Annotated in this window: 25 protein-coding genes; 4 read left to right on the plus strand and 21 right to left on the minus strand. The window is 63.1% G+C overall.

Going from position 1 to position 26459, the window contains the following annotated elements:
• Positions 1-190 precede the first annotated feature (190 nt).
• The 17 genes from uxuA to ehuR all read right to left on the minus strand — a co-directional run bounded on the left by uxuA (position 191) and on the right by ehuR (position 17892).
• Entirely contained in the window at positions 191-1399 is a 1209-nt protein-coding gene (gene uxuA / locus M1D34_RS23615; protein WP_498782518.1) for a mannonate dehydratase, read from the minus strand.
• Positions 1400-1408: 9 nt separating this feature from the next.
• Positions 1409-2452 carry an L-idonate 5-dehydrogenase gene (locus M1D34_RS23620; RefSeq protein ID WP_498782520.1) on the minus strand — a complete coding sequence of 348 codons (1044 nt, stop codon included), beginning with the start codon at positions 2450-2452 and terminating at the stop codon, positions 1409-1411.
• Between the two features lie 14 nt (positions 2453-2466).
• Entirely contained in the window at positions 2467-3873 is a 1407-nt protein-coding gene (locus M1D34_RS23625) for a TRAP transporter large permease (RefSeq protein WP_498782522.1), read from the minus strand.
• A 5-nt stretch (positions 3874-3878) separates the two neighbouring features.
• The gene (locus M1D34_RS23630; protein ID WP_498782524.1) at positions 3879-4451 is read right to left on the minus strand and encodes a TRAP transporter small permease; all 573 of its coding nucleotides are present in this window, start codon (positions 4449-4451) and stop codon (positions 3879-3881) included.
• A 67-nt stretch (positions 4452-4518) separates the two neighbouring features.
• Complete coding sequence (locus M1D34_RS23635; RefSeq protein ID WP_498782526.1) at positions 4519-5493, minus strand: sialic acid TRAP transporter substrate-binding protein SiaP; 975 nt, start codon at positions 5491-5493, stop codon at positions 4519-4521.
• A gap of 36 nt (positions 5494-5529) precedes the next feature.
• Positions 5530-6270, minus strand: coding sequence for a FadR/GntR family transcriptional regulator (locus tag M1D34_RS23640; RefSeq protein WP_498782528.1), 741 nt, complete (start codon positions 6268-6270; stop codon positions 5530-5532).
• A gap of 257 nt (positions 6271-6527) precedes the next feature.
• Complete coding sequence (locus M1D34_RS23645) at positions 6528-7802, minus strand: MFS transporter (protein ID WP_498782530.1); 1275 nt, start codon at positions 7800-7802, stop codon at positions 6528-6530.
• A gap of 403 nt (positions 7803-8205) precedes the next feature.
• A complete protein-coding gene (doeB, locus tag M1D34_RS23650) occupies positions 8206-9210 on the minus strand; it encodes a N(2)-acetyl-L-2,4-diaminobutanoate deacetylase DoeB (RefSeq protein ID WP_498782532.1) in 1005 nt (334 codons plus the stop codon).
• Between the two features lie 4 nt (positions 9211-9214).
• Positions 9215-10396, minus strand: coding sequence for an ectoine hydrolase DoeA (gene doeA, locus M1D34_RS23655; protein WP_498782534.1), 1182 nt, complete (start codon positions 10394-10396; stop codon positions 9215-9217).
• Positions 10397-10441: 45 nt separating this feature from the next.
• On the minus strand, positions 10442-11431 hold the full coding sequence (gene eutC / locus M1D34_RS23660) for an ectoine utilization protein EutC (protein WP_498782536.1): 990 nt from the start codon (positions 11429-11431) through the stop codon (positions 10442-10444).
• Entirely contained in the window at positions 11428-12432 is a 1005-nt protein-coding gene (gene eutB / locus M1D34_RS23665) for a hydroxyectoine utilization dehydratase EutB (RefSeq protein WP_498782538.1), read from the minus strand. The genes eutC and eutB overlap by 4 nt, the downstream gene beginning before the upstream one ends.
• On the minus strand, positions 12429-13214 hold the full coding sequence (gene eutA, locus M1D34_RS23670) for an ectoine utilization protein EutA (protein WP_498782540.1): 786 nt from the start codon (positions 13212-13214) through the stop codon (positions 12429-12431). Before eutA ends, eutB begins: the two co-directional genes overlap by 4 nt.
• Entirely contained in the window at positions 13214-13876 is a 663-nt protein-coding gene (ehuD, locus tag M1D34_RS23675) for an ectoine/hydroxyectoine ABC transporter permease subunit EhuD (RefSeq protein ID WP_498782542.1), read from the minus strand. Before ehuD ends, eutA begins: the two co-directional genes overlap by 1 nt.
• Positions 13877-13878: 2 nt before the next feature.
• A complete protein-coding gene (gene ehuC / locus M1D34_RS23680; RefSeq protein ID WP_498782544.1) occupies positions 13879-14538 on the minus strand; it encodes an ectoine/hydroxyectoine ABC transporter permease subunit EhuC in 660 nt (219 codons plus the stop codon).
• 102 nt (positions 14539-14640) lie between these two features.
• Positions 14641-15492: an ectoine/hydroxyectoine ABC transporter substrate-binding protein EhuB gene (gene ehuB, locus M1D34_RS23685; protein WP_003525887.1), complete on the minus strand. Its 852-nt coding sequence runs from the start codon at positions 15490-15492 to the stop codon at positions 14641-14643.
• 58 nt (positions 15493-15550) lie between these two features.
• On the minus strand, positions 15551-16336 hold the full coding sequence (ehuA, locus tag M1D34_RS23690; RefSeq protein WP_498782547.1) for an ectoine/hydroxyectoine ABC transporter ATP-binding protein EhuA: 786 nt from the start codon (positions 16334-16336) through the stop codon (positions 15551-15553).
• A gap of 170 nt (positions 16337-16506) precedes the next feature.
• Positions 16507-17892 carry a MocR-like ectoine utilization transcription factor EhuR gene (ehuR, locus tag M1D34_RS23695; RefSeq protein ID WP_498782548.1) on the minus strand — a complete coding sequence of 462 codons (1386 nt, stop codon included), beginning with the start codon at positions 17890-17892 and terminating at the stop codon, positions 16507-16509.
• 104 nt (positions 17893-17996) lie between these two features.
• Between ehuR and M1D34_RS23700 the strand changes: the two genes are divergently transcribed.
• The 4 genes from M1D34_RS23700 to M1D34_RS23715 all read left to right on the plus strand — a co-directional run bounded on the left by M1D34_RS23700 (position 17997) and on the right by M1D34_RS23715 (position 22730).
• Entirely contained in the window at positions 17997-18491 is a 495-nt protein-coding gene (locus M1D34_RS23700) for an Lrp/AsnC family transcriptional regulator (protein WP_003525883.1), read from the plus strand.
• 163 nt (positions 18492-18654) lie between these two features.
• The gene (locus M1D34_RS23705) at positions 18655-20151 is read left to right on the plus strand and encodes an NAD-dependent succinate-semialdehyde dehydrogenase (protein ID WP_498782550.1); all 1497 of its coding nucleotides are present in this window, start codon (positions 18655-18657) and stop codon (positions 20149-20151) included.
• Positions 20152-20269: 118 nt separating this feature from the next.
• Positions 20270-21646 carry an aspartate aminotransferase family protein gene (locus tag M1D34_RS23710; protein ID WP_498782552.1) on the plus strand — a complete coding sequence of 459 codons (1377 nt, stop codon included), beginning with the start codon at positions 20270-20272 and terminating at the stop codon, positions 21644-21646.
• Between the two features lie 10 nt (positions 21647-21656).
• Positions 21657-22730, plus strand: a complete 1074-nt coding sequence (locus tag M1D34_RS23715) for an alcohol dehydrogenase family protein (protein ID WP_498782554.1) — start codon at positions 21657-21659, stop codon at positions 22728-22730.
• A gap of 126 nt (positions 22731-22856) precedes the next feature.
• Here the strand turns inward: M1D34_RS23715 and M1D34_RS23720 are convergent, their stop codons facing one another.
• From M1D34_RS23720 to ugpA, 4 genes are all read right to left on the minus strand, one after another.
• Positions 22857-23483, minus strand: coding sequence for a glutathione S-transferase family protein (locus tag M1D34_RS23720; protein WP_498782556.1), 627 nt, complete (start codon positions 23481-23483; stop codon positions 22857-22859).
• A 119-nt stretch (positions 23484-23602) separates the two neighbouring features.
• Entirely contained in the window at positions 23603-24652 is a 1050-nt protein-coding gene (locus M1D34_RS23725; protein ID WP_498782558.1) for a sn-glycerol-3-phosphate import ATP-binding protein UgpC, read from the minus strand.
• Positions 24652-25500, minus strand: coding sequence for a sn-glycerol-3-phosphate ABC transporter permease UgpE (ugpE, locus tag M1D34_RS23730; RefSeq protein WP_127641487.1), 849 nt, complete (start codon positions 25498-25500; stop codon positions 24652-24654). Before ugpE ends, M1D34_RS23725 begins: the two co-directional genes overlap by 1 nt.
• Before the next feature lie 8 nt (positions 25501-25508).
• Complete coding sequence (gene ugpA / locus M1D34_RS23735; RefSeq protein WP_498782560.1) at positions 25509-26390, minus strand: sn-glycerol-3-phosphate ABC transporter permease UgpA; 882 nt, start codon at positions 26388-26390, stop codon at positions 25509-25511.
• Positions 26391-26459: the final 69 nt, after the last annotated feature.

Raw genomic sequence — 26459 nt, forward strand, 5'->3', positions numbered from 1 at the left:
CCCAACCCTGCCATTGCCAGAAAAATTATCGCGCAACGTGTCGCGGTCAATGGCGCACGACTGCAGAGAGTTAATTTGCGTGATTCCGGCGGAAAGATGGCTAACAATTGAAGTCGGCTGAAGGCACGCGGCGGCAGCCGATCCATCTTATCACGATGGATCGGTTTCCGGACGCTACGGGCGCAAAGGATCAACGAGTCGCGGCAAACAGTCCATAGGTCGCGTGCGAGAGAGCACACTCTATGCCGCGCAATTCTGCAAGCCCTTTCAATCGGCCGATCGCCGGATAGCCGGGCTGGGCCCCACGGGAGAGGTCGTCGAGAATCTCCTGCCCGTGATCCGGCCGCATCGGGATCTGGTGGTCCGCCCGTCCGGCGGCGCGCCGCCGCTGCTCTTCCTTGAGCAGTTCGGCAATGACGGCCACCATGTCCGTGTCGCCTTCGAGATGCTCGTCCTCGTAGAAGGAACAGGGTGTCCGTTCCTCCTCGCGAAGGACGTTGCGCAGGTGGACGAAATGAATGCGGGACGCGAACCGGCGGGCCATGGCCGGCAGATCGTTGGCGGCAAGGGCGCCGAGAGAACCCGTGCAGAGGGTGACGCCATTGGCCGGGCTGTCGACCTCCCGCAGCATGAAGGCGTAATCTTCCGCGTTCGAGAGAATGCGCGGCAGGCCGAGCAGCGCCCAGGGCGGATCGTCGGGATGGGCACAGATGTTGATGCCCGCCCGCTCCGCCACCGGCGTCACCTCCGCGAGGAACTCTACCAGGTGACGCTGCAGCTTTTCGCGACTGACGCCGTCATAGGTGCGCAGGTGTTCTCGAAGCTGCGGCAGACTGTAGCCGTCGGCGGAGCCGGGGAGCCCCGCGCCGATGTTGCGGGAGAGCGCGAGCCGTCGCTCCTCCGTCATTTCACGAAACCGCCGCTCGGCTGCCTCGCGCGTCGCCGTGTCGTAGTCCTCGTATGCGCCCGGCCGCTCAAGGAGATGGATGTCGAAGGCTGCAAAGTCGATCCGGTCGAAGCGCATCGCCTTGGCGCCGTGACGCGCGGTCCAGCGCAGATCGGTGCGGGTCCAGTCGAGCACCGGCATGAAATTGTAGCAAACGGTCCGGATCCCGGCGGCTGAAAGACGGCGCAGCGTTTCCTGCCAATTTGCGACGTGTTCGCGCCAGGGACCGGTCTGCGTCTTGATGCACTCGGACACGGGGACGCTTTCCACCACCTCCCACTCCAGCCCGCCTGCGCGGACCTCCTCCTGCCGCTTGCCGATCTCGTCGATCGGCCAGACGTCGCCGGTCGGAATGTGATGCAACGCGCTGACGATCCCGTGCGCGCCGGCCTGCGCTGCGTCTTGAACGCTCACCCGGTCCACCGGCCCGAACCAACGCCATGTATGTCGCATGTGAACTCCTCAGGAAAGAAATGTCAGCTGCACCTTGCATGCAGCGGATCGATCGCCGGCCTGCTCGAAGGCCCGAACCGCCTCGTTGACCGGAAACTGATGGGAAATGATCGGGCGGACGTCGATTCGGCGATCCGAGATGAGCGCGACCGCAAGGGCGAATTCCCCGTCGAACCGCTGCGATCCGACGAGCCGCAACTCCTTGCCGACCAGCGCATGGAGCGGCAGGGTGATTTCGCCCGTCACGCCGACCTGCACGATCGTGCCGCGCGGCCGAACTGCCGCGACCGCGCCGCGTAGTGCCGGCTCGGCGGCCGAGCATTCGAAGGCCACTTGGAACTGGCCCTTGTCGGCCTCGTAGGCGGCAAGCCCGGCCGGATCGCGACGGACATTGACGGTGCGGGTCGCTCCCATGGCCTTGGCCCTGTCGAGGGCCGCATCGGCCAGATCCGTCACGACGATCTCATCGGCTCCCGCATGGCGCGCCGCCGCCACCACGAGCGCGCCGATCGGTCCTGCTCCGGTGACGAGTACCTTTTTTCCCCTGATTTCGCCGGCCTGGGCGACCGCGTGGAGACAGACCGCCAGCGGCTCGGCGCAGGCTGCCTCGCCGGGGCCGACCAGCGAACCCGCGGGATGACATTGGACGGCCGGAACCACCAGCCAGTCGCGGAACATGCCCTGCGTGTGGGGGAGACGCATTGCACTGCCCAGGAAGCGCATGTCGAGGCAGTGGACGGGGAGGCCTTCCCCGCAAAAGCGGCAGGTCCCGCAAGGCTGGCTCGGATTGACCGCCACTAGATCACCGATAGCAGTACCGGAGGCGCCGGCCCCGAGCGCCGCGACGTGGCCCGAAGCCTCGTGGCCGGGAATGATCGGCTCCCGAACCCGGACGGGTCCGAAGCCCCCGTCCTGGTAATAGTGAAGATCCGAGCCGCAGATGCCGCCTGCGGCCATCTTCAACAGCACCTCGCCATCCCCCGGTGCGGGAACGTCGGCGACTTCCAGCCGAAGATCGCGGGGGCCGTAAAGGCGGGCGAGGCGCGTGCGCATGAGTGCTCCTGCCATCAGCGGATCAGGCCGACCGATTGCGGCAGCCACAATACGACAGCCGGAACGAAGGTGATCAGAATGAGAGCGATGAACAGCGGCACGAGCCACGGCAGGATCGCCATCGTCGTCCGCTCGACCGAGAGCTTCGCCACCCGCGACAGCACGAAAAGCACCATTCCGAGCGGCGGGTGAAGCAGGCCGATCATCAGGTTAAGCGTCATGATCAGGCCGAAATGCACCGGATCGATTCCGAACTGGGCGGTCAAAGGCAGAAGGATCGGCACCAATATGGTGATCGCCGCAATCGTATCGAGAAAACAGCCCACGAAGAGCATCAGAAGGTTCACCAGGATGAGGAAAACCCATTTGTTGTCGGTGATCGTCAGGATCGCGCCGGAGAGCATCTGCGCGGCCTGACTGACCGTCAGGAGCCAAGCGAAGATCGACGCCGCCGTGACGATGAAGAGCACCGATGCCGTCGTCTCGATCGTGTCGAAGGTCGCCCGGGCGAGCGTCGACATCGTCATCGTGCGGTAGCGTACTAGGCCCAGGAACAACGACCAGATCACGGCGGCGACGGCCGCTTCCGTCGGCGTGAACCACCCCATGGTCATGCCGCCGATCAGAATGATGGGTGTCATCAGCGCCATGACGGCGGAAAAGTCGAAATACCAGTCGAGAGCAAGCAGCACCACGAGCGCGATGCCGACCGCAAGGTTCATCGACAGTCCGGCCGCCATCAAAAGATAGATGAAGAGCGGTACGGCGAGCACGACGACGACCTCGAGCGAGGCCGCAAGCAGCCGCTTCATTTCGAAGGGCGTATCCGAGCCCCAGCCGCGCTTATAGGCGAAGATCGCCACCGTCAGCATCATCAGCACCGTCATCACCACGCCCGGCACGACACCGGCCATGAACAGCGCGCCGATGGAGACGTTCGCCATCATGCCGTAGATGACGAAGGGCAGCGACGGCGGGAAGATCGGGCCAAGCGTCGCCGAAGCGGCGGTAACGCCGACCGCCGCCTCGACCGGATAGCCGTGATCCTTCATGGCCTTGATCTCGATTGTGCCGATGCCGGCGGCGTCCGCAAGCGCGGTGCCCGACATGCCGGAGAAGATCACCGAGCCGACGATGTTGACCTGGGCCAGCCCGCCCTTCATCCAGCCGACGAGGGCGACCGCGAAGGAATAGATGCGGCCGGTGACGCCGGCGGAGTTCATGAGATTGCCGGCCAGGATGAAAAAGGGCACCGCAAGCAGCGGAAAGCTTTCGACGCCCGCAATCATCCGCTGCGCCGCGATGATGTCGGGCGCGACATTGTAGGAGACCAGATAGAGGACCGACGCTGCGGCCATGGAGATGGCGACGGGAACGCCGACCAGCATGAGTACAAGAAAGGAACCGACGAGCAGTAGCATGGGGATCAGTCCTCGACCTTGTGGAATTCCTCGGGCTTTTCGAGAACCGAATAGCCGCGGCGCTGATTGGCCACGAAGACCTGGATGGAGCGGACGAGCATCAGCACGAAACCGGCCATCACGCTATAGAAGACGATGTTGCGCGGCAGGTCGACGGTGACCATACGTTCGTGGGCGACGATCGCCACGTAGCGCCACATCAGCCAGCAGGCATAGGCGAAGAAGACGATACGAACGATATCCACGAAGATCGCCAGGCCTCGGGCGACAGTTAGCGGCAGATAATGATAGAGCACGTCGACCTGGATGTGGCGCGACAGGCGCACGCACATGACGGAGCCCAGAAAGACGACGCCGATCAGGCAGTTCGTGGCGATCTCCTCAGTCCAGGCATAGGAGTCGTTGAGCACGTAACGCGTGAAGAACTGCAGGAACACGCATCCGGCCATCAGCCAGAAGACGGCGAGCGTCACCCAATCCTCGAAGGCATAGTTGGAAAGATCCGCGGCTGGCGGGGCCTCCTCGAAGGCATGGGCGATTTCTTCTGGCGTCGTTTGCAAATGGACTTCCTGGGACATGGCATGATCCGGCTTCTGGAAAAACGAAACGCCGGCCCGCCATGGAAGGCGAGCCGGCGAGAGTGGTTCACTTGATGGCGCGGATGGCCTCCCAGTCTTCCTTGTTGTAGCCGAAGTCTTCGAGCTTCACCTTTTCATTGACGTTCTTCTCAAAGTCGGCCCTGTCGACCTCGGTCACTTCGATGCCACGCTCCTTGAAGGTGGCGACGAGCTCCTTTTCGCGCTCTTCGATGATCTTGGTGGCACGCACGGCCGCCTCCTGCATCACCTCGGTGAAGATCTGCTTGTCGGCATCGGAGAGCTGCGACCAGAGGTTCTTCGAAACGACCGTATTCAGATGATCGACGATGTGGCCCGTTAGAACGATATGCTTCTGCACTTCGAAGAACTTCTTCGCCTCGATCGTCGTCAGCGGATTTTCCTGAGCCTCGACGGTGCCGTTCTGGAGCGCCAGATAGACCTCGGCAAAGGCGATCGGCGTCGTGTTGGCACCGCAGGCCCGTGGCATGGCGAGATAGGCGGGAACGTCGGGGACACGCATCTTCAGGCCCTGCATGTCGGCGCATTTGGCGATCGGCCTGTTCGATGTGGTGTGGCGCGTACCGTAATAGGTGACGGCCGTGATGTGGTTGCCCGAAGCCTCCTCATATCCCGCGGCCAGGCGCCTGAATACGTCGCTTTTGGTATAGGCGATCATATGGGCGGGGTCGCGGAAGATATAGGGAAAATAGGTGACACCGATCGGCGCATGATCGCGGGCGGCGAAACTCGAGCCCGAAATGATGATATCGACGGTGCCGAGCTTCAGGCCCTGATTGATATCCGCTTCCTTGCCGAGCTGCGACGCCGGGAAAACATCGATCTTGTAACGCCCTTCGGTGCGCTTGGCGATCTCTTCCGCCGCCCAGACGGACTCGGTATGGAACGGCTCCGACGTTTCGTAGACATGGGCCCATTTGAGCGCCGTCTGGGCATGAGCCGATAGGGCCGATGCCAAGATGGTCGCGGTGGCACCGAGTAGCGTCAACAGTCTGATCGTCATCTTTTTCCTCCCAAAGTGAAGTCGTCGCTGTGTGGATTACCGCCCGACGCGCCTCCACGCGGCGGGTATCGTGCTGTCAGATGGCTCCTCTTCGAAGCTCGCGGACAGGCGAAGCTGAGATTGGTCGAGATGCGCGCGCATGGCTGCGCGCGCGGCGGCGGGATCCCCGAGCGCGATCGCGTCGCGGATGACTCGATGCTCCTCCATCGCGGCCCGCCATGTATCGGTGTTTTCAAAGTAGCTCGCGAGTTTTTCGAAATAGGGCGTCATGCGCATGTCGTGGATGCTGCCGACGAAACGGTTCAGCGTCTGATTGGCGATGATGCTCGAAACGATAACGTGAAACTCGCGATCGATCGCAAGCGCGAGGCGGCGATCCTCGAGTGCGGCGGCCATCCGGGTCAGATTGTCGTCAAGAACGGAAATATGCTCCGGGCGTGCCAGCCGGGCCGCTTCCTCGGCGATGGCGCATTCGACCACGGCCCTCGCCCGCAACAATTCGAAGGGACCTTCGAAATCCTCGGGCGGCGCATCGGCCGCCGGCGCCGGACGCGCCGTCACATAGATGCCCGAACCCATGCGGATGTCGATGAAGCCTTCCACTTCGAGGACTATCAGCGCTTCTCGGATGGTGGGTCGCGAAACGCCGAACATCTGCGCCAGCTCGCGCTCCGCCGGAAGCCGAGACCCGTGCGCCAGTTCGCCCCGTTCGATCAGGGCTCGCATCTGATCCGCCACCTGGCGATAGAGGCGACGCGATTCCACGGCAGAGAACATCATGATCCCCGTTGAGGCGACCTGCGGCCAGGTGGCCAAGTGGTCATACCAATTTTCCCACACTTTACTCGTGCTTGCGATCGAGTCAACGGTGACCGCTGCAGCGCCTCACGACAAGGTCCGCCCTCCAACAAAAAATGCCCGGCACTGAATGGCCGGGCAGTCGGCAGGGAGTTGGCTATCCCTGCAGGGAAGTGGGTATCGCGACGCATGGATCCGTGGACCACGACGGCCCGGCGGAGGGTCGATCCGAATGGCTATCGCGCAAGCGCGCCGGCCGGGACACCTCGGTCGGCCTCGCGCTTGATCTGCCGGATCGAGACATTCATCCAGACCATTGAGACGGCTACGATGACGAAGAGCAGCATGAAGCAGCTGGACCAAAGGCCGGTCACATCCTTGAGGAAGCCGAAGGCGATGGGCAGGACGAAGCCGCCGAGCCCGCCCATCATGCCGACGATGCCGCCGACGGCGCCCACATGGGAGGGATAGTAGACGGGTATATGCTTGTAGACCGCCGCCTTGCCGAGGCTCATGACGAAGCCGAGCACGAAGGTCACGACGACGAAGACGATCGGGGTCACTAGGATCGGCATCGCACCGCCGGCAGCACCTGCAGGTATCGACAGAATGGCAGTTGCGACGGCAGACACCGCGAACATGGCATACATGATCTTGCGGGCGCCGAGCCTGTCCGACAAAGCGCCGCCATAGGCGCGGAAGATACTGCCGGGAATGGAATAGGCGGCGGCGATCATGCCGGCGGTCTCGATGTCGAAGCCGTAGACGCCGACGAGATAGCGCGGCAGCCAGAGCGCGAGCGCCACGAAGCCACCGAAGGCAAAGAAGTAGTAGAGCGAGAAGCGCCAGACCTGAATGTTCTTGAGTGGCTCGAATTCGCTCAGAAAGCTCTTCTTTGGTGCACCAACATCGCGGCGGGCGCGGAATTGCGGATCGTCTTCCGTCGAGAACCAAAAGACGACCGCCGTGACGAGAAGCGCGGCCGCCCAGACCTCCGCGACGGCTTGCCAGCCGAAGGCGACGAGAACGAATGGCGCCAGAAATTTCGTGACCGCGGCGCCGACGTTGCCGGCACCGAAAATCCCGAGAGCGGTGCCCTGTTTTTCCGGCGGAAAGAATGGCGAAACATAGGCGACCCCCACGGCAAAAGAGCCTCCCGCCAGACCGACTCCCAGCCCTGCGAGGAGCATCTGCGGATAGGTCGTAGCATAAGCGAGCAGGAAGGTGGCGAGTGCTGCCGCCAGCATGGTGAGCGTGTAGACGAGTCGGCCGCCATAGCGGCTGGTCCAGATGCCGAGGACGATGCGGACGAGCGAGCCCGTCAGGATCGGCATGCCGATCAGGAGCCCGAACTCGGCTTCGCTCAGGCCGAGTTCATCCTTTATGCGCACGCCGATGATCGAAAAAATGGTCCATATGGCGAAACAGACCGTAAATGCACCCGTTGAGACCCACAAAGCGCGTCCTGGTGCGCCCTTATAGGTCGACTGCGTCTGGTGAAGAGCGGACATGATATCTCCCTGCGCGATATCCTCGCGCGATACGCATCGTTGATCATGGGGAACAGCCGCGAGCAGGCATCGCGCTCACCCAAACGGGTGCGCCGATCCTCTCCAGCAACCTTGCTCATGGCGCGCGACATTGGGCGCCACTGGTGGTTTGCTCGGGCTCAAAAGAATGAATGCAAGCAGCGTGCCAAATGGAAAGCCCCGGAAAGCGGGAGAGAATTCAAAAGTTTATTCGGCGCGGCTTTCATGCACCTTGCTGGCATGGTCAAATATTGGGCCGCCCGCCACGTCATGCCCAATTATCGTGCAGGCCGCGTTTGCGCTTCGCAGGTAGGCAAAGACCCGCCGTCCGGAGCAAGTCCGGAGACGGGTCCCGAGCAAGAAGTCCTAAGACTCCGGGCTAAATCTACACCTCGATGCCCAGGACCGCGCAGCAGTCGCCCGACTTAATCAGCCCGGGGTTATGTCGAGCCACCAGAACGCCATCCATCTTGGCTCGAACCACGATCGGTTCCACGCCCGTGCGTCCGATGGGATAGATGCACGCGATCACTGCGCCGCGGTCGACCGTTTCGCCAAGGTCGATGAGGAACTCGACGAGACCGCCATCCTCCGCGAAAGCGAAACAATCGTCGCTCGGCATATCCAGCCATTTCGTGGGTTCCGCCTCGATCTCGCCTTTGAGTATCCCGGCATGCTTCAGCACGTTCGCGACACCGCGCTTTGCGACTGAAGCGGTCTTGGCGGTAGCCGAACCGCCACCGCCGAGCTCCGTCGTGATGAAGACCTTGCCCATCTCCTCGGCCGCGGTGTCGTACATTCCGACTGCATCGATCTCCAGCATCTTCATGGAATAGGGCGCCCCGAACGCCCGGACGAAGTCGAAGGCTTTCGCTTCCTGGGCCTTGTCGGGGAGGATGTGCGCCGCGCAGAAGGGCAGGAAGTCGAGGGTCTTTCCGCCCGAATGGAAATCGAGCACGATGTCGGCGAGCGGCAGCAGGACACGCTGGAAGTAATCCGCGATTTTCTCGGTGACCGTTCCATCCGGCCTCCCCGGGAAACTGCGGTTCATGTTGCCCTTGTCGATCGGCGATGTCCGCGTCTGCGCCTGAAAGGCAGGGTAGTTCATCGCCGGGACGATGATCACCCTTCCCTCGACGTCGGCCGCACCCAGCTTGCGGGCGAGATCGAAGAGAGCGATCGGCCCCTCGTACTCATCGCCGTGATTGCCGCCCGTGAGGAGGGCAGTCGGGCCCTCCCCGTTCTTGACCACGGTAATCGGAATCATCACCGAACCCCAGGCGGAATCGTCGCGGCTATAGGGAAGGCGCAGGAAGCCGTGCTGGACGCCATTGGCCTCGAAATCGACCGTCGCGCTGATCGGCGACGGCCGCAAGTGGTGCTCCCTCATGCTCTCAGTCCTTGACCATCAGCTTGCGCGGCACGGAGGCGAGGCACTCGACGCCGCTCTCGGTGATCAGAATGCTCTCGGTGGTCTCGAAGCCCATGTCCTCGAGCCAGAGCCCCGTCATGAAATGGAATGTCATCCCAGGCTTCAGTTCCGTCTTGTCGCCCGGACGCAGGCTCATCGTGCGCTCGCCCCAATCCGGCGGATAGGAAAGGCCGATCGGGTAGCCCGTGCGGTTGTCCTTGACGATCCCGTATTTCTTCAGCACGGCGAAGAAGGCGTTCGCGATGTCCTCGCAGGTGTTGCCCGGTTTGGCAACGGCGAGGCCTGCCTCCATGCCCTCGATCGTCGCCTTCTCGGCGTCGAGGAAGGCCTGGGTCGGCTTGCCCAGGAACACCGTGCGCGACAACGGCACGTGATAGCGGTTGTAGCAGCCGGCGATCTCGAAGAAGGTGCCCTCGCCCCGCTTCATCGGCCGGTCGTCCCAGGTGAGATGCGGCGCGGATGCCTCGACGCCCGAAGGAAGAAGCGGCACGATCGCCGGGTAGTCGCCGCCGATGCCGTCGACGCCGCGCGTACCCGCATCGTAGATTTCCGCCACCAGGTCGCATTTGCGCATACCCACTTCGATCTTATCGAAGATGCGCTGATGCATGGCCTCGACGATCCGCGCCGCGTTGCGCATGTATTTGATCTCGGTGTCGCTCTTGACCGCGCGCTGCCAGTTTACGAGCGCCGTCGCGTCGCTGAAGCGCGCATTGGGCAGGTGTTTCTGCAGCGACGCGAAGGCGGCCGCCGAGAACCAGTAGTTGTCCATTTCGACACCAATGCTGAGCGAACCAAAGCCGCGATCGGCGAGAATGCCCGAGAGATAATCCATCGGGTGGCGTTCGGTCGACTGGACGTAGTGGTCGGGATAGCCCACGATATTCTTGTGATCGAGATAGGCGGTCAGCTTCGCGCCATTTGCATCCTGGCCGCGGCCGAACCATATCGGTTCGCCCGACGGCGGCACGATGACCGCTTGATGCACATAGAAGGACCAGCCGTCATAGCCGGTGAGCCAGGCCATGTTGGAAGGATCGCTCACGATCAGGAGGTCGACGCCTTTCGCCTCCATCGCCTTTCGGGTCTTCGCAAGCCGCGCTTCATATTCCCCAAGGGAGAATTTGAGGTTGGGTTGGGTCATGTCTCTTCCCTCGTTCTTCCGGCCCCGTTCCAGAGGATGCCGGTCTCAACTTTCGAATGTCGTACCTGCGTCCACCGCGTTCGCCCGCGCGACGGCGAGCGTGGCGATGGCGGTGTCCTGGATGCCTGTGCCGGTCAGGTCGGCAATGGTGATCTCGTCGGCGCGCGTGCGTCCGGGTTTCAGCCCGGCGATCACCTGGCCGAGTTCGGGGAACTCGGCCTCCGCCGACACGAGATGAGCGGCAATCGCGTGATGCAACTCGCCAAGCCTGCGCGTCTGTTTGAGGCTGTCGGCGACATAGGTGGCACGGGCGATCGCGTGCGGATCGAGCTCGTTCTTGTGTTCGGCGTCCGAGCCCATGGCCGTGACGTGCTGCCCCGGCTCGAGCCATTGGGCCTCGAGGACCGGCGTCTCGGACGGCGTCGTGGTAACGATGATATCGGCGCCAGTGATGGCCGCTCTCGGATCGGTTTCGGCCTTGACCGCAAAGCCGAGCTTCCCGGCAAGCGCAGTGGCCGCCGCTTCAGCCTTGGCCGCATCGCGGGCCCAGATGCGCGCTTCCCGGATCGGGCGCACGAGCGCGAGCGCTTCGAGCTGAAGCCGTGCCTGCATGCCGGCGCCGAAGACCGCGGCGACCGAGGAATCTTCCCGCGACAGATGGTTCGCCGCGACCGCCCCTGCCGCCGCCGTACGCACGTCCGTCAGATAGCCGTTGTCGAGCAGCAGTGCCTGCACCAGCCCGGTTTTGCTGGACAGAAGCACCATCATGCCGTTGGTGCTCGGCAGGCCGATCTTCGGATTGTCGAAGAAGCCCGGGCTGATCTTGATCGCAAAGCCGTCCAGCCCCGGCACATAGGCCGTCTTGACGTCCACCTCGCCGCGATGCTCCGGAATATCGAGCCTCAGGATCGGCGGCATCGCCACCGCCTTGGTGGCGAGAGAGCGGAATCCATCCTCGACGCAGGCAACCGCTTCGCGATCGAGCGGCACGATGCCGCGCAATTCCGCCTCGGTCAGAATCTTCATCCGTGTCATGCCGCCTCCTCGCGGAATGGATCCGTTTCGCCGTTCATCACGCGCAGGTGCAGGTCCATGTCGACGTTGCGCCCCGAGAGGATGACCGCGATAGGGCCGTCGATGTCCTTGATCTTGCCGGCGAGAAGCGCCGCAATGCCGACGGCGCCCGCCCCTTCGACGATCTCGCGCTCCTCGGCATAGGCGTGGCGCATGCCGGCGGCGATTTCGGCTTCCGTCAGGAGGATGATGTCGTCGAGGAGCTCCCGGCACATGCGGAATGTGACGCGATTATCGGGGCCGATGCCGCCGCCGAGCGAGTCCGCAAGGCTCGGCTGTTCATCGACGAGCACGGGTCCGCCGGCGGCGAAGCTCGCCTTCATCGCCGCGCCGCGCTCCATCGTCAGGCCTATGACACGGGTCGCCGGTCTGCGCGCCTTGACGGCTGCCGCCACCCCGGCTGCCAGCCCGCCACCCGAGACCGGTACAAGCACCATGGCAACGTCGGGCATCTGCGCCACGACCTCGAGTCCGAGCGTCCCCTGCCCTGCGACGATCGCAGGATGGTCGAAGGGCGGCACCATCACGAGACCATTTTCCGCAACGAGCCGTTCGACTTCTTCCTGCGCCTCATCCTGGGAATTGCCGATGATCCGTACATTGGCACCGAGGCGTCTGATTTCGGAGACCTTGTTCACGGGCACCAGGTGCGACATGCAGATCGTAGCGACCGAGCCTTCCGCCTTCGCCGCATGGGAAAGTGCCCGGCCATGATTGCCGGTCGAGGCCGCGATTACGCCGAGCGCCCGGTCGCCGGCAGAAAGCGAAAGCACTGCATTGGTCGCGCCGCGCAGCTTGAAGCTTCCGGTCGTCTGGTGGTGCTCGAGCTTTAAGCCGACCGGTACGCCGCAGAGCTCGCTCAACGAGCCCGACATTGCGAGCGGCGTCGTAAGTACACGGCCGGAAATGCGCCGTGCCGCCACCTCGATGTCGTCGATCGTCACGGGGAGAGAAGCGCTCACGGCCTTTCCCCCTCGAGTAGCAGCTCCATCAGCTGTCCGAGTTGCGGGCGTGCTTCCCGATCGCCGCAAAGGCGCAGGCAAGCCCAGGCGGTGGCGTAATTGCTGCTGACGACCGGCTTGCCGATCGCCTGCTCGATTTCGGCGATGACGCCTGCCGCGCGAACAGCAGTGCAGGAAATGAAAAGCGCGTCTGATCCCGGCGCTGCCGCGTCCTTTGCGAAGGCCACGATCTCCTTCGGGCTGATCCGCGCCATCTCGCGGTCGTCGGTGAGTCCCAGGCAGGTAAACCTGTCGATAGCGAAGCCGCACTCGGCGAAATAGTCGGCCATGGGCCGGCTGGTCTCGATCGTGTAAGGGGTGAGCACCGAAATCCTGTTTGCACCAAGTGCCCGCAAGCCTTGGACCGAGGCAGCCGTCGGCGTCACGACGGCCGCCTCCGGCTTTGCGGCCTTGATCGCCGCAGCCACCTCCCTGTCGCCGATGACAACGGAGGCCGAGGTGCAGGAATACATGACGACGTCCAGGGTCTCGTCCGGCAGAATCAAGGCTGCCGCTTCGGTGAGGGACGGCTGCATCGCCCGCAGATTCTCCGGCGTCACCGGATTGGCATAGGGAATACGCGTGACATAGACCCCGATCCGGTCCGACGCGACCATGCGCTGGAAATCGACTTCTGTCGTATGGTCCGTGGCGAGGATGACGAGGCCGATCCGCTTGTCGAGCGGCCGGTCGTGGAGACGCGGCCTGCGCGCCGCAAGCGAGAGGGGGACGGCGTTTCTCATCAGCGCTCCTCCACCCGGGAATAACGCGCTTCAAGCCAGCGCAGGAAAAAGACCGAGATCAGGCTCATGATCAGGAAGAAAACGCCAACCAGCGTCATCGGCTCGATATAGCGATAGTTGCTGTTGGCGATGCTCTTCGCCTGGTTCATCAGTTCGAGCACCGTGATTGCCGAAAGCAGGGGTGTCTCCTTGAACATGGCGATCAGGTAATTGGCGAGCGCCGGTATCATCGGCGGGATCGCCTGCGGCAGGATCACGTGTATCCAGGTCTGGCGGGCCGTGAGGTTCGTCGCCTTCGCCGCTTCCCATTGGCCGCGCGGCACGTTCTCGATGCCGGCACGATAGACCTCGGCGGCATAGGTGCCGTAGTGGATGCCGAGGCCGATGACGCCGGCGACCAGCGCAGGCAGGCGGATTCCGATGTCCGGAAGCACATAGAAGATGAAATAGAGCTGCACGAGCAGCGGCGTGCCGCGGATGAACTCGACGGCAAAGCTCGTGACGCGCGCGATCGGGGCCGGTGCGGTCATCCGCAGGATGGCGAAGACAAGGCCGATCACCGCTGCGACCACCGAGCCGAGCGCTGTCGCGAGAATCGTGATCTTCAGCCCCTCGATGAGGGTCGGCATGATCTGGCGGACAAATTCCCAATCCCATTCCATGATCAGACCCTCACACCGTCGAGGCCGCGCGAAACGCGCCTCTCGAGCCACCGCATGCCAAGCGAGATCAGCCAGGCCATGACGAAGTAAAGCAGCAGAATGGTCGCGAACGGGATCAGCGTGCTGCCGGTCTGGGCGCGGACCACCTGGGCCTGAAATGTCATGTCGCTAAGCGAGATCAGCGAGACAACCGCCGTTCCCTTCAGGAGCTCGATCGCGTTGTTGCCGAAGGTGGGCAGCATCAGAGGCAGCGCCTGGGGCAGGACGATGTGGCGCATCGCCTGGAAGCGCGTGAGGTTGAGCGCGATGCAGGCCTCGCGCTGCTCGCGGCCGATCGCCTTTACCGCGCCCCGCACGACCTCCGCTCCATAGGCGCCGACATTGAGGCCGAGCGCGAGGACGCCCGCCTGCAGCGGCGTCAGCGTTATGCCGGCGAACGGCAATACGAAATAGACCCAGAAGAGCTGCACGAAGATAGAGGTGCCGCGGAAGAACTCGATATAGGTCGTGGCAAGCGCGCGCACGGCCATGAACCGGCTGAGGCGCCCGAGGCCGGCCGCGAAGGCAGCCACGACGGCGAGCGCTGAGCCCATGAGGGTCAGCTGCACGGTCACCCAGGCGCCCTGCAGGATCAATCCGATATAGCCGGACCAGTCGATCATCGTTTCGTTGTTCCAGTCAGAGTTTCGGCTTGGTTGCCGCCGCCCACACCGCCTTCCTCCGCGTGCTGCGAATGGAAGGCGGCGGGAAGCCCCAGCCCGGGCTTATTTCGCGGCGCAGAGTTTTTCGCGGGTGGTCGACATCGCAGCCTTGGCCGAGAAGCCGTAGGGCTCGATGATCTTCGCGAATTCGCCCGACTCCTTCAGCTTGGCGAGCTCGACATCGAAGGCGTCCCGGAGCGCCTCGTCGCCCTTCCTGAAGGCGGCGCCGTCGCAATAGACCGGCGCACCCTCGACGGGCGCCAGCACCTCGACGTTCGGGTCGTTCGCCTTGGAGACGAGATCGTTGATCGAAAGGACCGGCAGCGAGTAGACGTCAATGCGCCCGTCCTGCAGCATCTTCAGTCCGCTCTGGCCATCCGGCACCACGATGACACGGTCGCGCGGCACGCCGGCTTCGAGGGCCAGTTTCTCCTCGGTACCGCCGCCCGGTGCGCCGATCTTGGCGTCCGGATTGTCGGCGATGTCCTTGTAGCTCTTGAGGCCGAGCGGGTTGCCCTTCTTCAGCGCGAAGGCCTCGGCGTCGCAGAGGATCGGCTGCGAATAGGCGACGGCGGCGCAGCGTTCCGGCTTCATGAAGAGACCGGCGGTGATCGCGTCATGGCGCCCGGCCTGCAGGCCCGGGATCATCGCGCCGTATTCGGAAATGGAGGCGACGACGTCGGCAACGCCGAGCCGCTTGAAGATCTCGCGGGCGACATCCGGTGCAGCACCGGAGACCTTGCCATCGGCTCCGACGGCGGTAAAGGGCGGTTCGTTGGCGATGGCGATGCGCGCGAAGCCCTGCTCTTTCAGCTCCTCGAGCTTGTTTTCGTCCGCCGCGGCCGGCGTGGCCGCAGCAACTGCCATCAATGCCGTGGCGCCTGCCGCCATTGCCATGAAATCTCTCAGTTTCATCGTTCCCAACTCCTCTGTTCTCTCGATGTTTTCCTTGAGGCAATGTCGGCCGTGAGGCTTAGACGCGGTGCCCTGCCGCTATGATCTTGCGCAGGAAAGTCTGTGTGCGCTCCTGCTTGGGATGCCGGAAAATGTCCTCGGGTTTTCCTTCCTCCACGATCTTGCCGCGGTCGAAGAAAAGCACCCGGTCCGCGAAATCATGGGCAAAGCCCATCTCGTGGGTGACGAGCAGCATGGTCATGTCCGTCTCGGACGCGAGCTTGCGCATGACGTTCAGGACCTCCTCCACGAGCTCGGGATCGAGCGCGGAGGTGACCTCGTCGAAAAGCATGATCTTGGGTGAGAGCGCCAGCGCCCGGGCGATCGCAACACGCTGCTTCTGCCCGCCGGAAAGCTGTGCCGGCATGCTCTTGGCCTTGTCGGCCAGGCCCACCATGTCGAGCAGTTCCATCGCGCGCTTTTCCGCCGCAGCGCGCGCCATGCCCTTGGTCAGCATCGGCGCCAGCGTAACGTTGTCGAGAACGCATTTATGAGGAAACAGGTTGAAATGCTGGAAGACCATGCCGATCTTCTCGCGCATCTTGTGGAGATGCCGCTCGTCGGCTGGGACGAGGCTGCCCGCCTTCTTCATGTGATAGAGCTGCTCGCCGTCGACCTGGATGAAGCCGTCGCTGATGGTCTCGAGCGTCATCAGAATGCGAAGGATCGTCGTCTTACCCGAACCGGACGGCCCGATGAGAGCCAGCTTCTCGCCCGGCATCACCTCCATCGACAAGCCGTCGAGCACGGTCAGGGGACCGTATCGCTTGACGATGTTGTCGATGCGAATGATCGGCTGGGACATTCACGCCTCTCCCTTTGAGACTAAAGCGCATGGCGTCGCTCCAGACCGCTGCACACTTCTGGGCGCCATCCGTTAATGTCCTAACGATGATCCGGTTCCGAAATCATGTCAATCTGAATAATAATATCATGACAATTATTCGAAAGGTGCTCAAAAGCTGAGCATTCGCCTCAAATGACGAGCAGCAGCGCCTCAGGCTCCCCGAGCGCCAGAGAGGCGACGATGCCGAGCCCGGACTTCAGCTCCTGCTCGGTCGTCGAGCCGAGCGATATCCTGACCGCCGGACGCCAGCCGCTGTCGGCCGTTCGGAAGGACGCACCCGGTGCGATCGCCACCCCGCGCAAGCGCGCCTGGGAAACGAAGGCGTCTTCCTGGTGCCCCTCGGGCAGCGGCAGCCAGACATGCAGGCTCTGCGGGTGGGTGTGGTGGGCAAGGCTTGCCAGCACTTCCTTGGCAATCGCGTGGCGACCGGCAAGCGCCCGGCGCTGCCAGTTCACGAGATCGATCGCCGTGCCGTCGCTCACCCACTGCGTCGCGATCTCTGCAATGGCGGGGGTCGCCATCCAGTTCGAAACCAGATGCCGGTTGGCGACAGCGGCCACGTAACGGTCGGGCGCCACCAGATAGCCGATCCGGAGACCCGGCACGGTGATCTTCGTGAAGCTTGTCACATAAAGCGTGCGCTCAGGCGCCAGTGCGGCGACCGGCGGCAAGCGTTCCTCCACCAGGGGACCGAGGATGTCGTTCTCGATGATGGCGATGTCATGCCGGCGCGCCACCTCGGCCAGCGCTGCCCGCCGCTCGGCGCTCATCAGGGTCGCGGTCGGATTGATCACCGATGGCTGCAGGAAGACCGCGCGGATCACGCCCTTGCGGCAGGCTTCGTCCAGCGCATCCGGGATCATGCCGTCGGCGTCGATCGCAAGACCCTGAAGGTGGATGCCGAGATAGGTCGAAAGCGGCACCAGCGTATGATGGCTGATGGCCTCCGTCGCGACCGTCGAACCGGGCGGCGCGACACTCATCAGCGCCACGGTCATGGCCGAGGTGGCGCCGTTCGTCAGGTTGATGTTGAGCGGCGAAACATCGAGCCCGCAGCGCAAGAGCCATTCGGCCGCGACATTGCGGTGACGCGGGAACACCATGTTCGGGCGGAAGGAAAGCGCGGAACTCGGCGGCAGGTTCTCGGCAAGCCAGGCAAAACCCTGCCGCATCTTTTCCAGATGGTACTGCTCGCATACGGGCTTCAAGATCGAAAGATCGATCAATTCGCCGAGGCGTTCCGGCAGATAGGGCGGCTCCGGCTCGCGCGGCCGCGTCTGTACGAAGCTGCCGCGTCCGACCTCGCCGGAAATCAAGCCGCGCCGGATGAGCTCGTCATATGCGCGACTCACCGTCTGCACCGAGAGCTTCAGATCGTCTGCGAGCTTGCGATGCGTCGGCAGCCGCATGCCGTTCTGGAGTCTCCCCTCCTGTATGGCGCGGGCGAACTGGTCCGCCAGAGAGAGATAGGCGGGGCGGCGCAGAAGTGTCGTGTCGGGCGTCCAATTTGTCATGATTTGAACAGTGATCAAAATCAGCTCAATTGACAATGTAAAAGTGAGCACCCAATGTCATTTCCCGGCTTTGACGTGACCACTACCGACGGAAGGACCTCTTTATGAAGCTCGATGCGATCGATCTGCGGATCCTCGAAGCGATCCAGGCCGACGGGCGTATCACCAAGCTGGCGCTCGCCGAGAAGGCCGGCCTGTCGCCGACGCCCTGCTGGATGCGGCTCAGAAAGCTGGAGAAGGCCGGCATCGTCACCGGCTATCACGCCCGCGTTGCGCTGCGCCGCGTGGCGCCGGTCGCCAGCGTCATGATGGAGGTGACGCTCGGCAACCACCGGCAGGCTGATTTCGACCGCTTCGAGCGCGCCATCGCCGCCATCCCCGAGATCGTCGCCTGCTGGTCGGTGGGCGGCGGGGTCGACTATATCCTCAAGATCATGACGGCGGACATCGACGCCTACCAGCGGCTGGTGGACGGGCTGCTCGAAAGGGAACTCGGCATCGACCGCTATTTCACCTACATCGTCACGAAGACGGTCAAGGAAGAAACGGTGCTGCCTTTCGGCTCGCTGTTACCGCAGGCGCCGGCAGGGCAGGAATAGTCGGCAGCGGGTGTAGCCAGCCCCTGCGCATCGGGACGCCACATAGACAATCTCTCTCCCCATTGCCCCCACTTTGGTCAAATTCTCTCCGCCGTCACCGCCGATTGGACAATCTCTCTCGTCAAGCATGGCACTCTTCCCGCAACAGTCGAGGAGAACCGATATGACCGCCGTCTTTGCGCGCACAACCTTTCACGACGCGTTGAAAAACCTGAACGACCGGCAATTGCTGCGGGAGCTGGCCTATGTCGGCGGCCGCTGGGTTGCCGGGCGGGACGGTACATGCCTGGAGGTGAGCGACCCGGCCAGCGGCGCCGCCCTCGCCTTCGTCGCCTCGCTCGACGCTGCCCAGACCTCCGAGGCGATCGACGCGGCGGAAAAGGCATTCAGTTCTTGGCGCAATATGCTGCCGCAGGCGCGCGCCGCCGTCCTGCGCAAATGGCACGACCTGATGCTCGAAGCCCGCGAGGATCTCGCCCTGTTGATGACCCTTGAACAGGGCAAGCCGCTTGCCGAGTCGCGCGGCGAGATCGATTACGCGGCATCCTTCATCGAGTGGTATGCCGAGGAAGGCAAACGGCTCAATGCCGAGAGCGTGACGAGCCATCTTGCCGGGGCCGAAATGATCGTGCGCCGCGAAGCGCTCGGCGTCGTCGGCATCGTCACGCCCTGGAACTTCCCTTCCGCGATGATCACCCGGAAGGCGGCCGCCGCCCTTGCGGCAGGCTGCACCGTGGTGGCGCATCCTTCCTCCGAAACCCCTCTTTCGGCTCTCGCCCTGGCCGAGCTCGGCGAGCGCGCCGGCCTTCCCGCGGGCGTCTTCAATGTCGTCACCGGCAAAGCCGCAACGATCGTCGGACGAATGTGCGAGGACGCGCGGGTGCGCGCCATGAGCTTCACCGGCTCTACCGAAATCGGCCGCCTGATCGCCTCCCAATGTGCACCGACGATGAAGCGACTGGTGATGGAGCTAGGCGGGCATGCCCCCCTGATCGTCTTTGCGGATGCGAATGTCGAGAAAGCCGCCGATATTGCGATTGCCGCGAAGTTCGCGACGTCAGGACAAGATTGCCTCGCCGCCAATCGGATCTACGTCGAGCGGCCCGTTCTCAAGGCGTTCCAGGAAGCTTTTGCCGCACGGATTGCGCGATTGAAAGTCGGTTCCGGGATGGAGTCGGATACGGATATCGGTCCGCTGATGCACGAACGCGCCGTCATCAAGGTCGAGGAACAGGTTGCGGATGCGCTAAAGCTGGGCGCCAGGCTCGCCGTCGGCGGCAAGCGCCACGCCGCCGGGCCGCTCTTTTTCCAGCCGACTCTTTTAACAGATGTGCCCGATGACGCGCTCATCATGCGCGATGAGACCTTCGGCCCCGTCGCGGCCGTAACCGCCTTCGACAGCGAAGACGAAGTGGTCGCGCGGGCGAACGACACGGAATACGGGCTCGTCGCCTATGTCGTGACCGAAAACGGCGCCCGCCAGATGCGGCTCGCCCGCGCCCTCGAATACGGCATGGTGGCAATCAATCGGGTGAAGATCACCGGCGGCCCAATCCCCTTCGGCGGCTGGAAACAATCGGGCCTCGGCCGGGAAGGCTCCCGCCATGGCACGGAGGCCTTCACCGAGCTCAAATATCTCTGCATCGACACCGCTGCCTGACCTGAGCAATTCCAGCAAAACTGCGCAGCGGTTTGCGAATGGAATGGCGTGAAAACAACAGGATAGAGCGTTTTTTGCGGTTCGGCCGAAATGCTCCAGATTCATGAAAGGAAAGACCATGCTCGAAAAAAGCAACGAACTCACCGCCTGGGACCGCGACCACTTTTTCCATCCCTCGACCCATATGGGGATGCATGCGCGCGGCGAGACCCCGACCCGCGTGATCGACGGCGGGGAAGGCGTCTACATCACCGACATTTCGGGCAAGCGCAGCCTCGATGCCTTTGCCGGCCTCTATTGCGTCAATGTCGGCTACGGCCGCCAGAAGATCGCCGACGCGATTGCCGAACAGGCTAAGAACCTCGCCTACTACCATTCCTATGTGGGCCACGGCACCGAAGCGTCGATCCGGCTTTCCAAGATGATAATCGACCGGGCGCCGGAAGGCATGAGCCGCGTCTATTTTGGACTTTCGGGCTCCGACGCCAACGAAACCAACATCAAGCTGATCTGGTACTACAACAACATTCTCGGCCGCCCGGAGAAGAAGAAGATCATCTCACGTTGGCGCGGCTACCACGGCTCGGGCGTGATGACCGGTTCGCTGACCGGCCTTCATCTCTTCCACAACGCCTTCGACCTGCCGCGGGCGCCGATCCTGCACACCGAAGCGCCCTACTACTTCCGCCGTCCTGATCGCTCGATGAGCGAAGAGCAATTCTCGCAGTATTGCGCCGACAAGTTGGAAGAGATGATCCTCGCCGAAGGTCCCGACACCGTTGCCGCCTTCATCGGCGAGCCGATCCTCGGCACCGGCGGCATCGTGCCGCCGCCGAAGGGCTACTGGGAGAAGATCCAGGCTGTCCTCCAGAAATACGATATCCTGCTGGTCGCCGACGAGGTGGTCACCGGCTTCGGCCGTCTCGGCACCATGTTCGGTTCCGACCATTACGGCATCAAGCCGGACCTGATCACCATCGCCAAGGGCCTGACCTCTGCCTATGCGCCGCTTTCCGGCACGATCGTCTCCGACAAGCTCTGGCAGGTGCTGGTGAAGGGCTCGGACGAGCTCGGCGCAATCGGCCATGGCTGGACCTATTCGGCCCATCCGATCTGCGCCGCCGCCGGCATCGCGAACCTGGAACTGATCGACGAACTCGGCATCGTCGAGAATGCCGGTTCGACGGGTGCCTATTTCCGGGCCGAACTGCAAAAAGCCGTGGGCGATCATCGCCATGTCGGCGAAGTGCGCGGCGACGGCCTGATGGCGGCGATCGAGTTCGTCGAGGACCGGGATGATCGCGCCTTCTTCGATCCGGGCCGCAAGGTCGGACCGCAGGTCGCAACAGCGCTCCTCGAACGCGGCGTCATCGGCCGCGCCATGCCGCAGGGTGACATTCTCGGCTTTGCGCCGCCGCTCTGCCTGACGCGGGACGAAGCCGACATCGTCGTCAAGGCGGCAGCCGACGCCATCCAGTCCGTACTCGGCCGCTGAGGAAATGGGCATGATTCATTCGGTTCCGAAGACCATGACCGCGGTGCTTTTGACGGGGCACGGCGGATTGGAGAAGCTCGTCTACAGCCGGGACGTTCCCGTCCCGGCTCCGGCTGCGGGCGAGGTGCTGATCAAGGTCACCGCCTGCGGCATGAACAATACCGACGTCTGGGTGCGCGAAGGCGCCTACGGGACGGAGGACGATCCGTCCGCCGTCTCGACCTGGCGCCGCCACGGCAACACACTGACCTTCCCGCGCATTCAGGGTACGGACACGGTCGGCCATATCGTCGCCGTCGGCGAGGGCGTCGACCGGGTGCGCATCGGCGAGCGCGTCATGGTCGATTTCTCGATCTACAACCGTGACGACGATAGTCTTGCCGACATCGATTACATGGGGCATGGCCGCGATGGCGGCTATGCCGAATATATGGCGCTTCCGGCCGAAAACGCCCATGTGGTCGCGACCGACCTGACCGATATCGAGCTTGCCACCTTCTGCTGCGCCTATCTCACCGGCGAGCGGATGCTGGAACGGGCGCGGCTTGCCGCCGGCGAGACCGTGCTCGTGACCGGCGCCTCGGGTGGTGTCGGCTCCGCGATCATCCAGCTCGCCCGCGCTCGCGGCGCCGTTCCGATCGCCGTTGCCGGACCGGGCAAGGAAGCGGCGATGCTCGACATCGGCGCACAAGCCGTCGTGACCCGCGGTCAAGGCGACCTCGCCGAGGCGGTGGAGGCGGCAAGCGGCGGCCGGCCGATCGATGTGGTCGCCGATCTCGTCGGCGGTCCCCTCTTCAACGATCTCCTGAAGATCCTGCGCCCGGAAGGCCGCTACACCACCGCCGGCGCAATCGCCGGGCCGGTCGTGCAGCTCGATCTCAGGACGATGTATCTGAAGCAGTTGGAGCTGCACGGGTCGAGCCAGGGCAGCCGCGCCGATTTCCGCCGCCTCGTCCGCTATATCGAGGAGAAAAAGATCCGGCCGCTCGTCGGCGGCGTCTATCCGCTATCGGAATTCCATCGGGCACAGACGGACTTCATGGCGAAGAACTTCGTCGGCAAGCTCGTGGTCGTGCCTGATTAAGGGCACAACGGCGCGGAGCGGCAGAGCGGGACTAGGTGCCACCCCCTCTGCCCCGCCTGACATTCCCCCCTTGTGCGCCCTTGTGGGGGAGATGGCCGGCAGGCCAGAGGGGATTTCGAACCAGCTCTAACTCTGAAGGCTCGCAAATGCCTCCGCGATCCGCTGCGGCGCCTTGGGGCGCGCATACATCCGCTCGAGATAGGCAGTGAGATTTGGAAAGGCGTCGAGCAGGCCGTTTCCGTTGCCCCAGTCCAGAACATAGGCGGTGACGCAATCGGCGATACTTATCCTGTCGCCGACGATGAATTCCCGCCCTTTCATGTGCTGTTCGAGCACCGCTGCCATGGCCAGGAATTCTTCCTTGGCGAGCGCAATGTCTTCCGGCAACCGCTTTTCCTCGGGATAAAGAAACGTGTGCTTGGCCATCCGCCACAGCGGCTGTTCGAGTTCGGTGACTGCGAACAGAGACCATCGATATGCCTGCGCCCGCTCCTTCAGGTCCGCTGGCATAAGCCCTTTGTCACCATACTTCTCCGCCAGATACATGACGATCGCGGCAGATTCCGTCAGGACGAAGTCGCCATCGACCAGCACCGGAAGCTTGCCCGCCGGATTGAGCCGCAGGAAGTCGGGGTGATGGGCCTCGCCCGCCACTATGTTGACGGGCACGAACTCGAACTCCGCATCCAGCTCCTGGAGCGCCCAACGGGCGCGAAGCGAGCGCGTCGGACCTAATCCATACAACTTCATCATCATGGTTCTCCTGATTTTTCCCAAATGCCGAATGGCCACCTACAAGGACGTAGGAGGAAAGGCCGCGCCGACAGCGGGTCGCAAAAATTGGTGAGCGGGGTATCCTTGCCGCGCCCGCGCTACAAGCGCTGGCCGGCGGCATCGAACCAGTGAAGGCTTTCCGCCACCGCTGCGACTTCGACCTCCTCGTCAATGGCCATGCGGGAGCGGCCGGCAACCCTGAAGACGAGCGGCTCGCCGTTCGCCAGGGTGCCGTGCACGTAGCTCTCGGCGCCGACGAGTTCCACGGCGCCGACGCGCACGCGGGCTCTGAGGCGATCGCCGCCGTCTGGGCCGGCGACGAGAGTAATGTCTTCGGGCCGGATTCCGACTGTAGCAAGTCCCGGCTTATCAAGGAGAGCCGCCGGAGCGGACCACGCAGCATTGCCGGTATTAAGATCGAGAAGGTTCATTGAAGGCGAGCCGATGAAAGTTGCGACGAATGCCGTCGCCGGCTTCTCGTACAGCTCGATCGGCGTACCGACCTGCTCGATCCTGCCCCCGTTCAGAACCACCAGGCGGTCGGCGAGCGTCATAGCTTCCAGCTGGTCGTGGGTGACGTAGACGCTGGTCGTGCCGAGCGCCCGCTGAAGGCGCTTGATCTCGACGCGCATCTGGACCCTGAGCTTGGCGTCGAGATTCGAGAGAGGCTCGTCGAACAGGAAGGCGGCAGGCTCCCGGACGATGGCGCGCCCCATGGCTACACGCTGGCGCTGCCCGCCTGAAAGCTGCCGCGGCTTACGATCAAGGTAGGGCTCAATCTCCAGGGATTTCGCCGCCTTAGCAATACGCCGCTCGATCTCTTCCTTCGGCGTGTTGCGGTTCTTCAGGCCATAGCTGAGATTTTGGCGGACCGTCATATGCGGGTAGAGCGCGTAGTTCTGAAAGACCATAGCAATGTCGCGCTCGGAAGGCTCCAGCCCGTTGACGACGCGGTCGCCGATGGAGATCTCGCCTGACGTGATGCTCTCGAGCCCCGCGATCATCCTCAGCAGCGTCGATTTTCCGCAGCCAGAAGGCCCGACGAGCACGATGAACTCGCCGTCGGCAATCGCCAGCGAAACGCCGCGGATGGCGGCGATGTCGCCGTGATAGGTCTTGTGGACATCCTTGAGAGTGATCGTTGCCATTACTTCTCCGTTTCGACGAGGCCCTTGACGAACCAGCGCTGCATCAGGACGACCACCGCGACGGGCGGGATGATCGCGAGGATGGCGGTCACCATGACGTAGTTCCACGGGGTCGACGCATCAGTGAAATCGACCATCTTCCTGAGGCCGATGATGATCGTGTTCATCCGGCTGTCATTCGTGACCAGCAGCGGCCAGAGATATTGGGTCCAGCCGTAGATAAAGAGGATCACAAACAGTGCCGCGATATTGGTCTTGGAAAGCGGCAGCAGGATATCCCGCATGAAGCGGAACGGCCCGGCATTGTCGATGCGGGCCGCTTCCACGAGCTCGCCCGGGATGGTGAGAAAGAACTGCCGGAACAGGAAAGTCGCCGTCGCCGACGCCATCAGGGGAAGCGTCAGTCCCGCATAGGTGTCGATCAGCCCGAGGTCGACGATCACCTTGTAGGTCGGCAGAATTCGGACTTCCACCGGGAGCATCAGCGTGATGAAGATCATCCAGAAGAAGACCATGCGCAGGGGAAAACGGAAGAATACGATGGCGAAGGCCGAGAGGAAGGAAATGACGATCTTGCCGACGGCGATCGCGATCGCCACCACGAATGTGTTGAACAGCAAGCGTTCCAGGCTGACACCGACCACACGCTCGACACCACCGGAAAGAGCTTCACCATAATTCTCGGCAAGCCGCGTGCCGGGAACAAGCGGCATCGGCGGGCGGATGATCTCGACCGAGCTCATGCTCGAGGCGACGAAGGTGTAATAGATCGGAAAGACCACGATGATGATGCCGATGATGAGCATCAGGTGCCCGATCAGATTGGAGATGGGGCGCTTTTCAATCATTGGCGATTTCATCCATAGTGGACACGCCTTTCGACGAACCGGAACTGAAACGCGGTAAGGCCTATGACGATCGCCATGAGGATCACGGACTGGGCCGCGGACGAGCCGAGGTTCAGATTGACGAAGCCGTCGTTATAGACCTTGTAGACCAGGGTTTCCGTCGCTCTTGCCGGCCCTCCGCCCGTCACCGAGTGGATGATGCCAAAGGTATCGAAGAAGGCGTAGACGGTGTTGACCACCAGCAGGAAAAAGGTCGTCGGCGCCAGCAGGGGGAAGATGATCGTCCAGAAACGCCGGGCGCCGCGCGCTCCGTCGATCGCCGCCGCTTCGATGAGCGATTTGGGTATGGCCTGGAGCCCGGCGACGAAGAAGAGAAAATTGTAGCTGATCTGTTTCCAGGCCGCGGCAACGACGATCAGGATCATGGCGTGATTGCCGTTCAGCAGCGGATCCCAGTGAAAGCCGTTGCGCCTCAGCATATAGGCGAAGGTGCCCATCGCAGGATTGAACATGAAGAGCCACAGCATGCCGGCGACGGCCGGTGCGACGGCGTAGGGCCAGATCAGCAGTGTGCGATAGAAGGTCTTCCCGCGCACGACGCGGTCGGCAGCCGTGGCGAGAAGCAGGGCAACGCCCATCGCGAGCAGCGCGGTGAGGACGCTGAAGATCACCGTGACCTTCAGCGAATTGAGATAATTCGCCTCCGATAGCACGGCGCTGAAATTGGCAAAACCAACGAAGCCGCTTTTCAGGCCGAACGGGTCTTCACGGATCACCGATTGGTAGAGCGCCTGGCTTGCCGGCCAGAAGAAGAAGACGATCGTCAACACGATCTGCGGAGCGACGAGCAAGTAAGGGAGAATTTTGTTCGGAAAGACGACACGCTGCACGAGCAATCTCCTGGATCACGATGATCTCGGGGCCGGATCGGCCCGAGACCACGTCAGGGCGGCATGACC

Source organism: Ensifer sp. D2-11, from assembly GCF_054161295.1.

What these genes read in the sequence shown, in the direction of transcription:
- ehuB (WP_003525887.1), bottom strand. Translation starts at nt 15,492, where the DNA reads ATGAAACTGAGAGATTTCATGGCAATGGCGGCAGGCGCCACGGCATTG.
- M1D34_RS23640 (WP_498782528.1), bottom strand. Translation starts at nt 6,270, where the DNA reads ATGTTCTCTGCCGTGGAATCGCGTCGCCTCTATCGCCAGGTGGCGGAT.
- M1D34_RS23620 (WP_498782520.1), bottom strand. Translation starts at nt 2,452, where the DNA reads ATGCGCACGCGCCTCGCCCGCCTTTACGGCCCCCGCGATCTTCGGCTG.
- M1D34_RS23715 (WP_498782554.1), top strand. Translation starts at nt 21,657, where the DNA reads ATGATTCATTCGGTTCCGAAGACCATGACCGCGGTGCTTTTGACGGGG.
- M1D34_RS23700 (WP_003525883.1), top strand. Translation starts at nt 17,997, where the DNA reads ATGAAGCTCGATGCGATCGATCTGCGGATCCTCGAAGCGATCCAGGCC.
- eutC (WP_498782536.1), bottom strand. Translation starts at nt 11,431, where the DNA reads ATGACACGGATGAAGATTCTGACCGAGGCGGAATTGCGCGGCATCGTG.
- doeB (WP_498782532.1), bottom strand. Translation starts at nt 9,210, where the DNA reads ATGAGGGAGCACCACTTGCGGCCGTCGCCGATCAGCGCGACGGTCGAT.
- ehuD (WP_498782542.1), bottom strand. Translation starts at nt 13,876, where the DNA reads ATGGAATGGGATTGGGAATTTGTCCGCCAGATCATGCCGACCCTCATC.
- ugpE (WP_127641487.1), bottom strand. Translation starts at nt 25,500, where the DNA reads ATGATTGAAAAGCGCCCCATCTCCAATCTGATCGGGCACCTGATGCTC.
- M1D34_RS23720 (WP_498782556.1), bottom strand. Translation starts at nt 23,483, where the DNA reads ATGATGAAGTTGTATGGATTAGGTCCGACGCGCTCGCTTCGCGCCCGT.
- ehuC (WP_498782544.1), bottom strand. Translation starts at nt 14,538, where the DNA reads ATGATCGACTGGTCCGGCTATATCGGATTGATCCTGCAGGGCGCCTGG.
- M1D34_RS23645 (WP_498782530.1), bottom strand. Translation starts at nt 7,802, where the DNA reads ATGTCCGCTCTTCACCAGACGCAGTCGACCTATAAGGGCGCACCAGGA.
- M1D34_RS23725 (WP_498782558.1), bottom strand. Translation starts at nt 24,652, where the DNA reads ATGGCAACGATCACTCTCAAGGATGTCCACAAGACCTATCACGGCGAC.
- uxuA (WP_498782518.1), bottom strand. Translation starts at nt 1,399, where the DNA reads ATGCGACATACATGGCGTTGGTTCGGGCCGGTGGACCGGGTGAGCGTT.
- eutA (WP_498782540.1), bottom strand. Translation starts at nt 13,214, where the DNA reads ATGAGAAACGCCGTCCCCCTCTCGCTTGCGGCGCGCAGGCCGCGTCTC.
- M1D34_RS23630 (WP_498782524.1), bottom strand. Translation starts at nt 4,451, where the DNA reads ATGTCCCAGGAAGTCCATTTGCAAACGACGCCAGAAGAAATCGCCCAT.
- ehuR (WP_498782548.1), bottom strand. Translation starts at nt 17,892, where the DNA reads ATGACAAATTGGACGCCCGACACGACACTTCTGCGCCGCCCCGCCTAT.
- M1D34_RS23705 (WP_498782550.1), top strand. Translation starts at nt 18,655, where the DNA reads ATGACCGCCGTCTTTGCGCGCACAACCTTTCACGACGCGTTGAAAAAC.
- M1D34_RS23710 (WP_498782552.1), top strand. Translation starts at nt 20,270, where the DNA reads ATGCTCGAAAAAAGCAACGAACTCACCGCCTGGGACCGCGACCACTTT.
- M1D34_RS23625 (WP_498782522.1), bottom strand. Translation starts at nt 3,873, where the DNA reads ATGCTACTGCTCGTCGGTTCCTTTCTTGTACTCATGCTGGTCGGCGTT.
- doeA (WP_498782534.1), bottom strand. Translation starts at nt 10,396, where the DNA reads ATGACCCAACCCAACCTCAAATTCTCCCTTGGGGAATATGAAGCGCGG.
- ehuA (WP_498782547.1), bottom strand. Translation starts at nt 16,336, where the DNA reads ATGTCCCAGCCGATCATTCGCATCGACAACATCGTCAAGCGATACGGT.
- M1D34_RS23635 (WP_498782526.1), bottom strand. Translation starts at nt 5,493, where the DNA reads ATGACGATCAGACTGTTGACGCTACTCGGTGCCACCGCGACCATCTTG.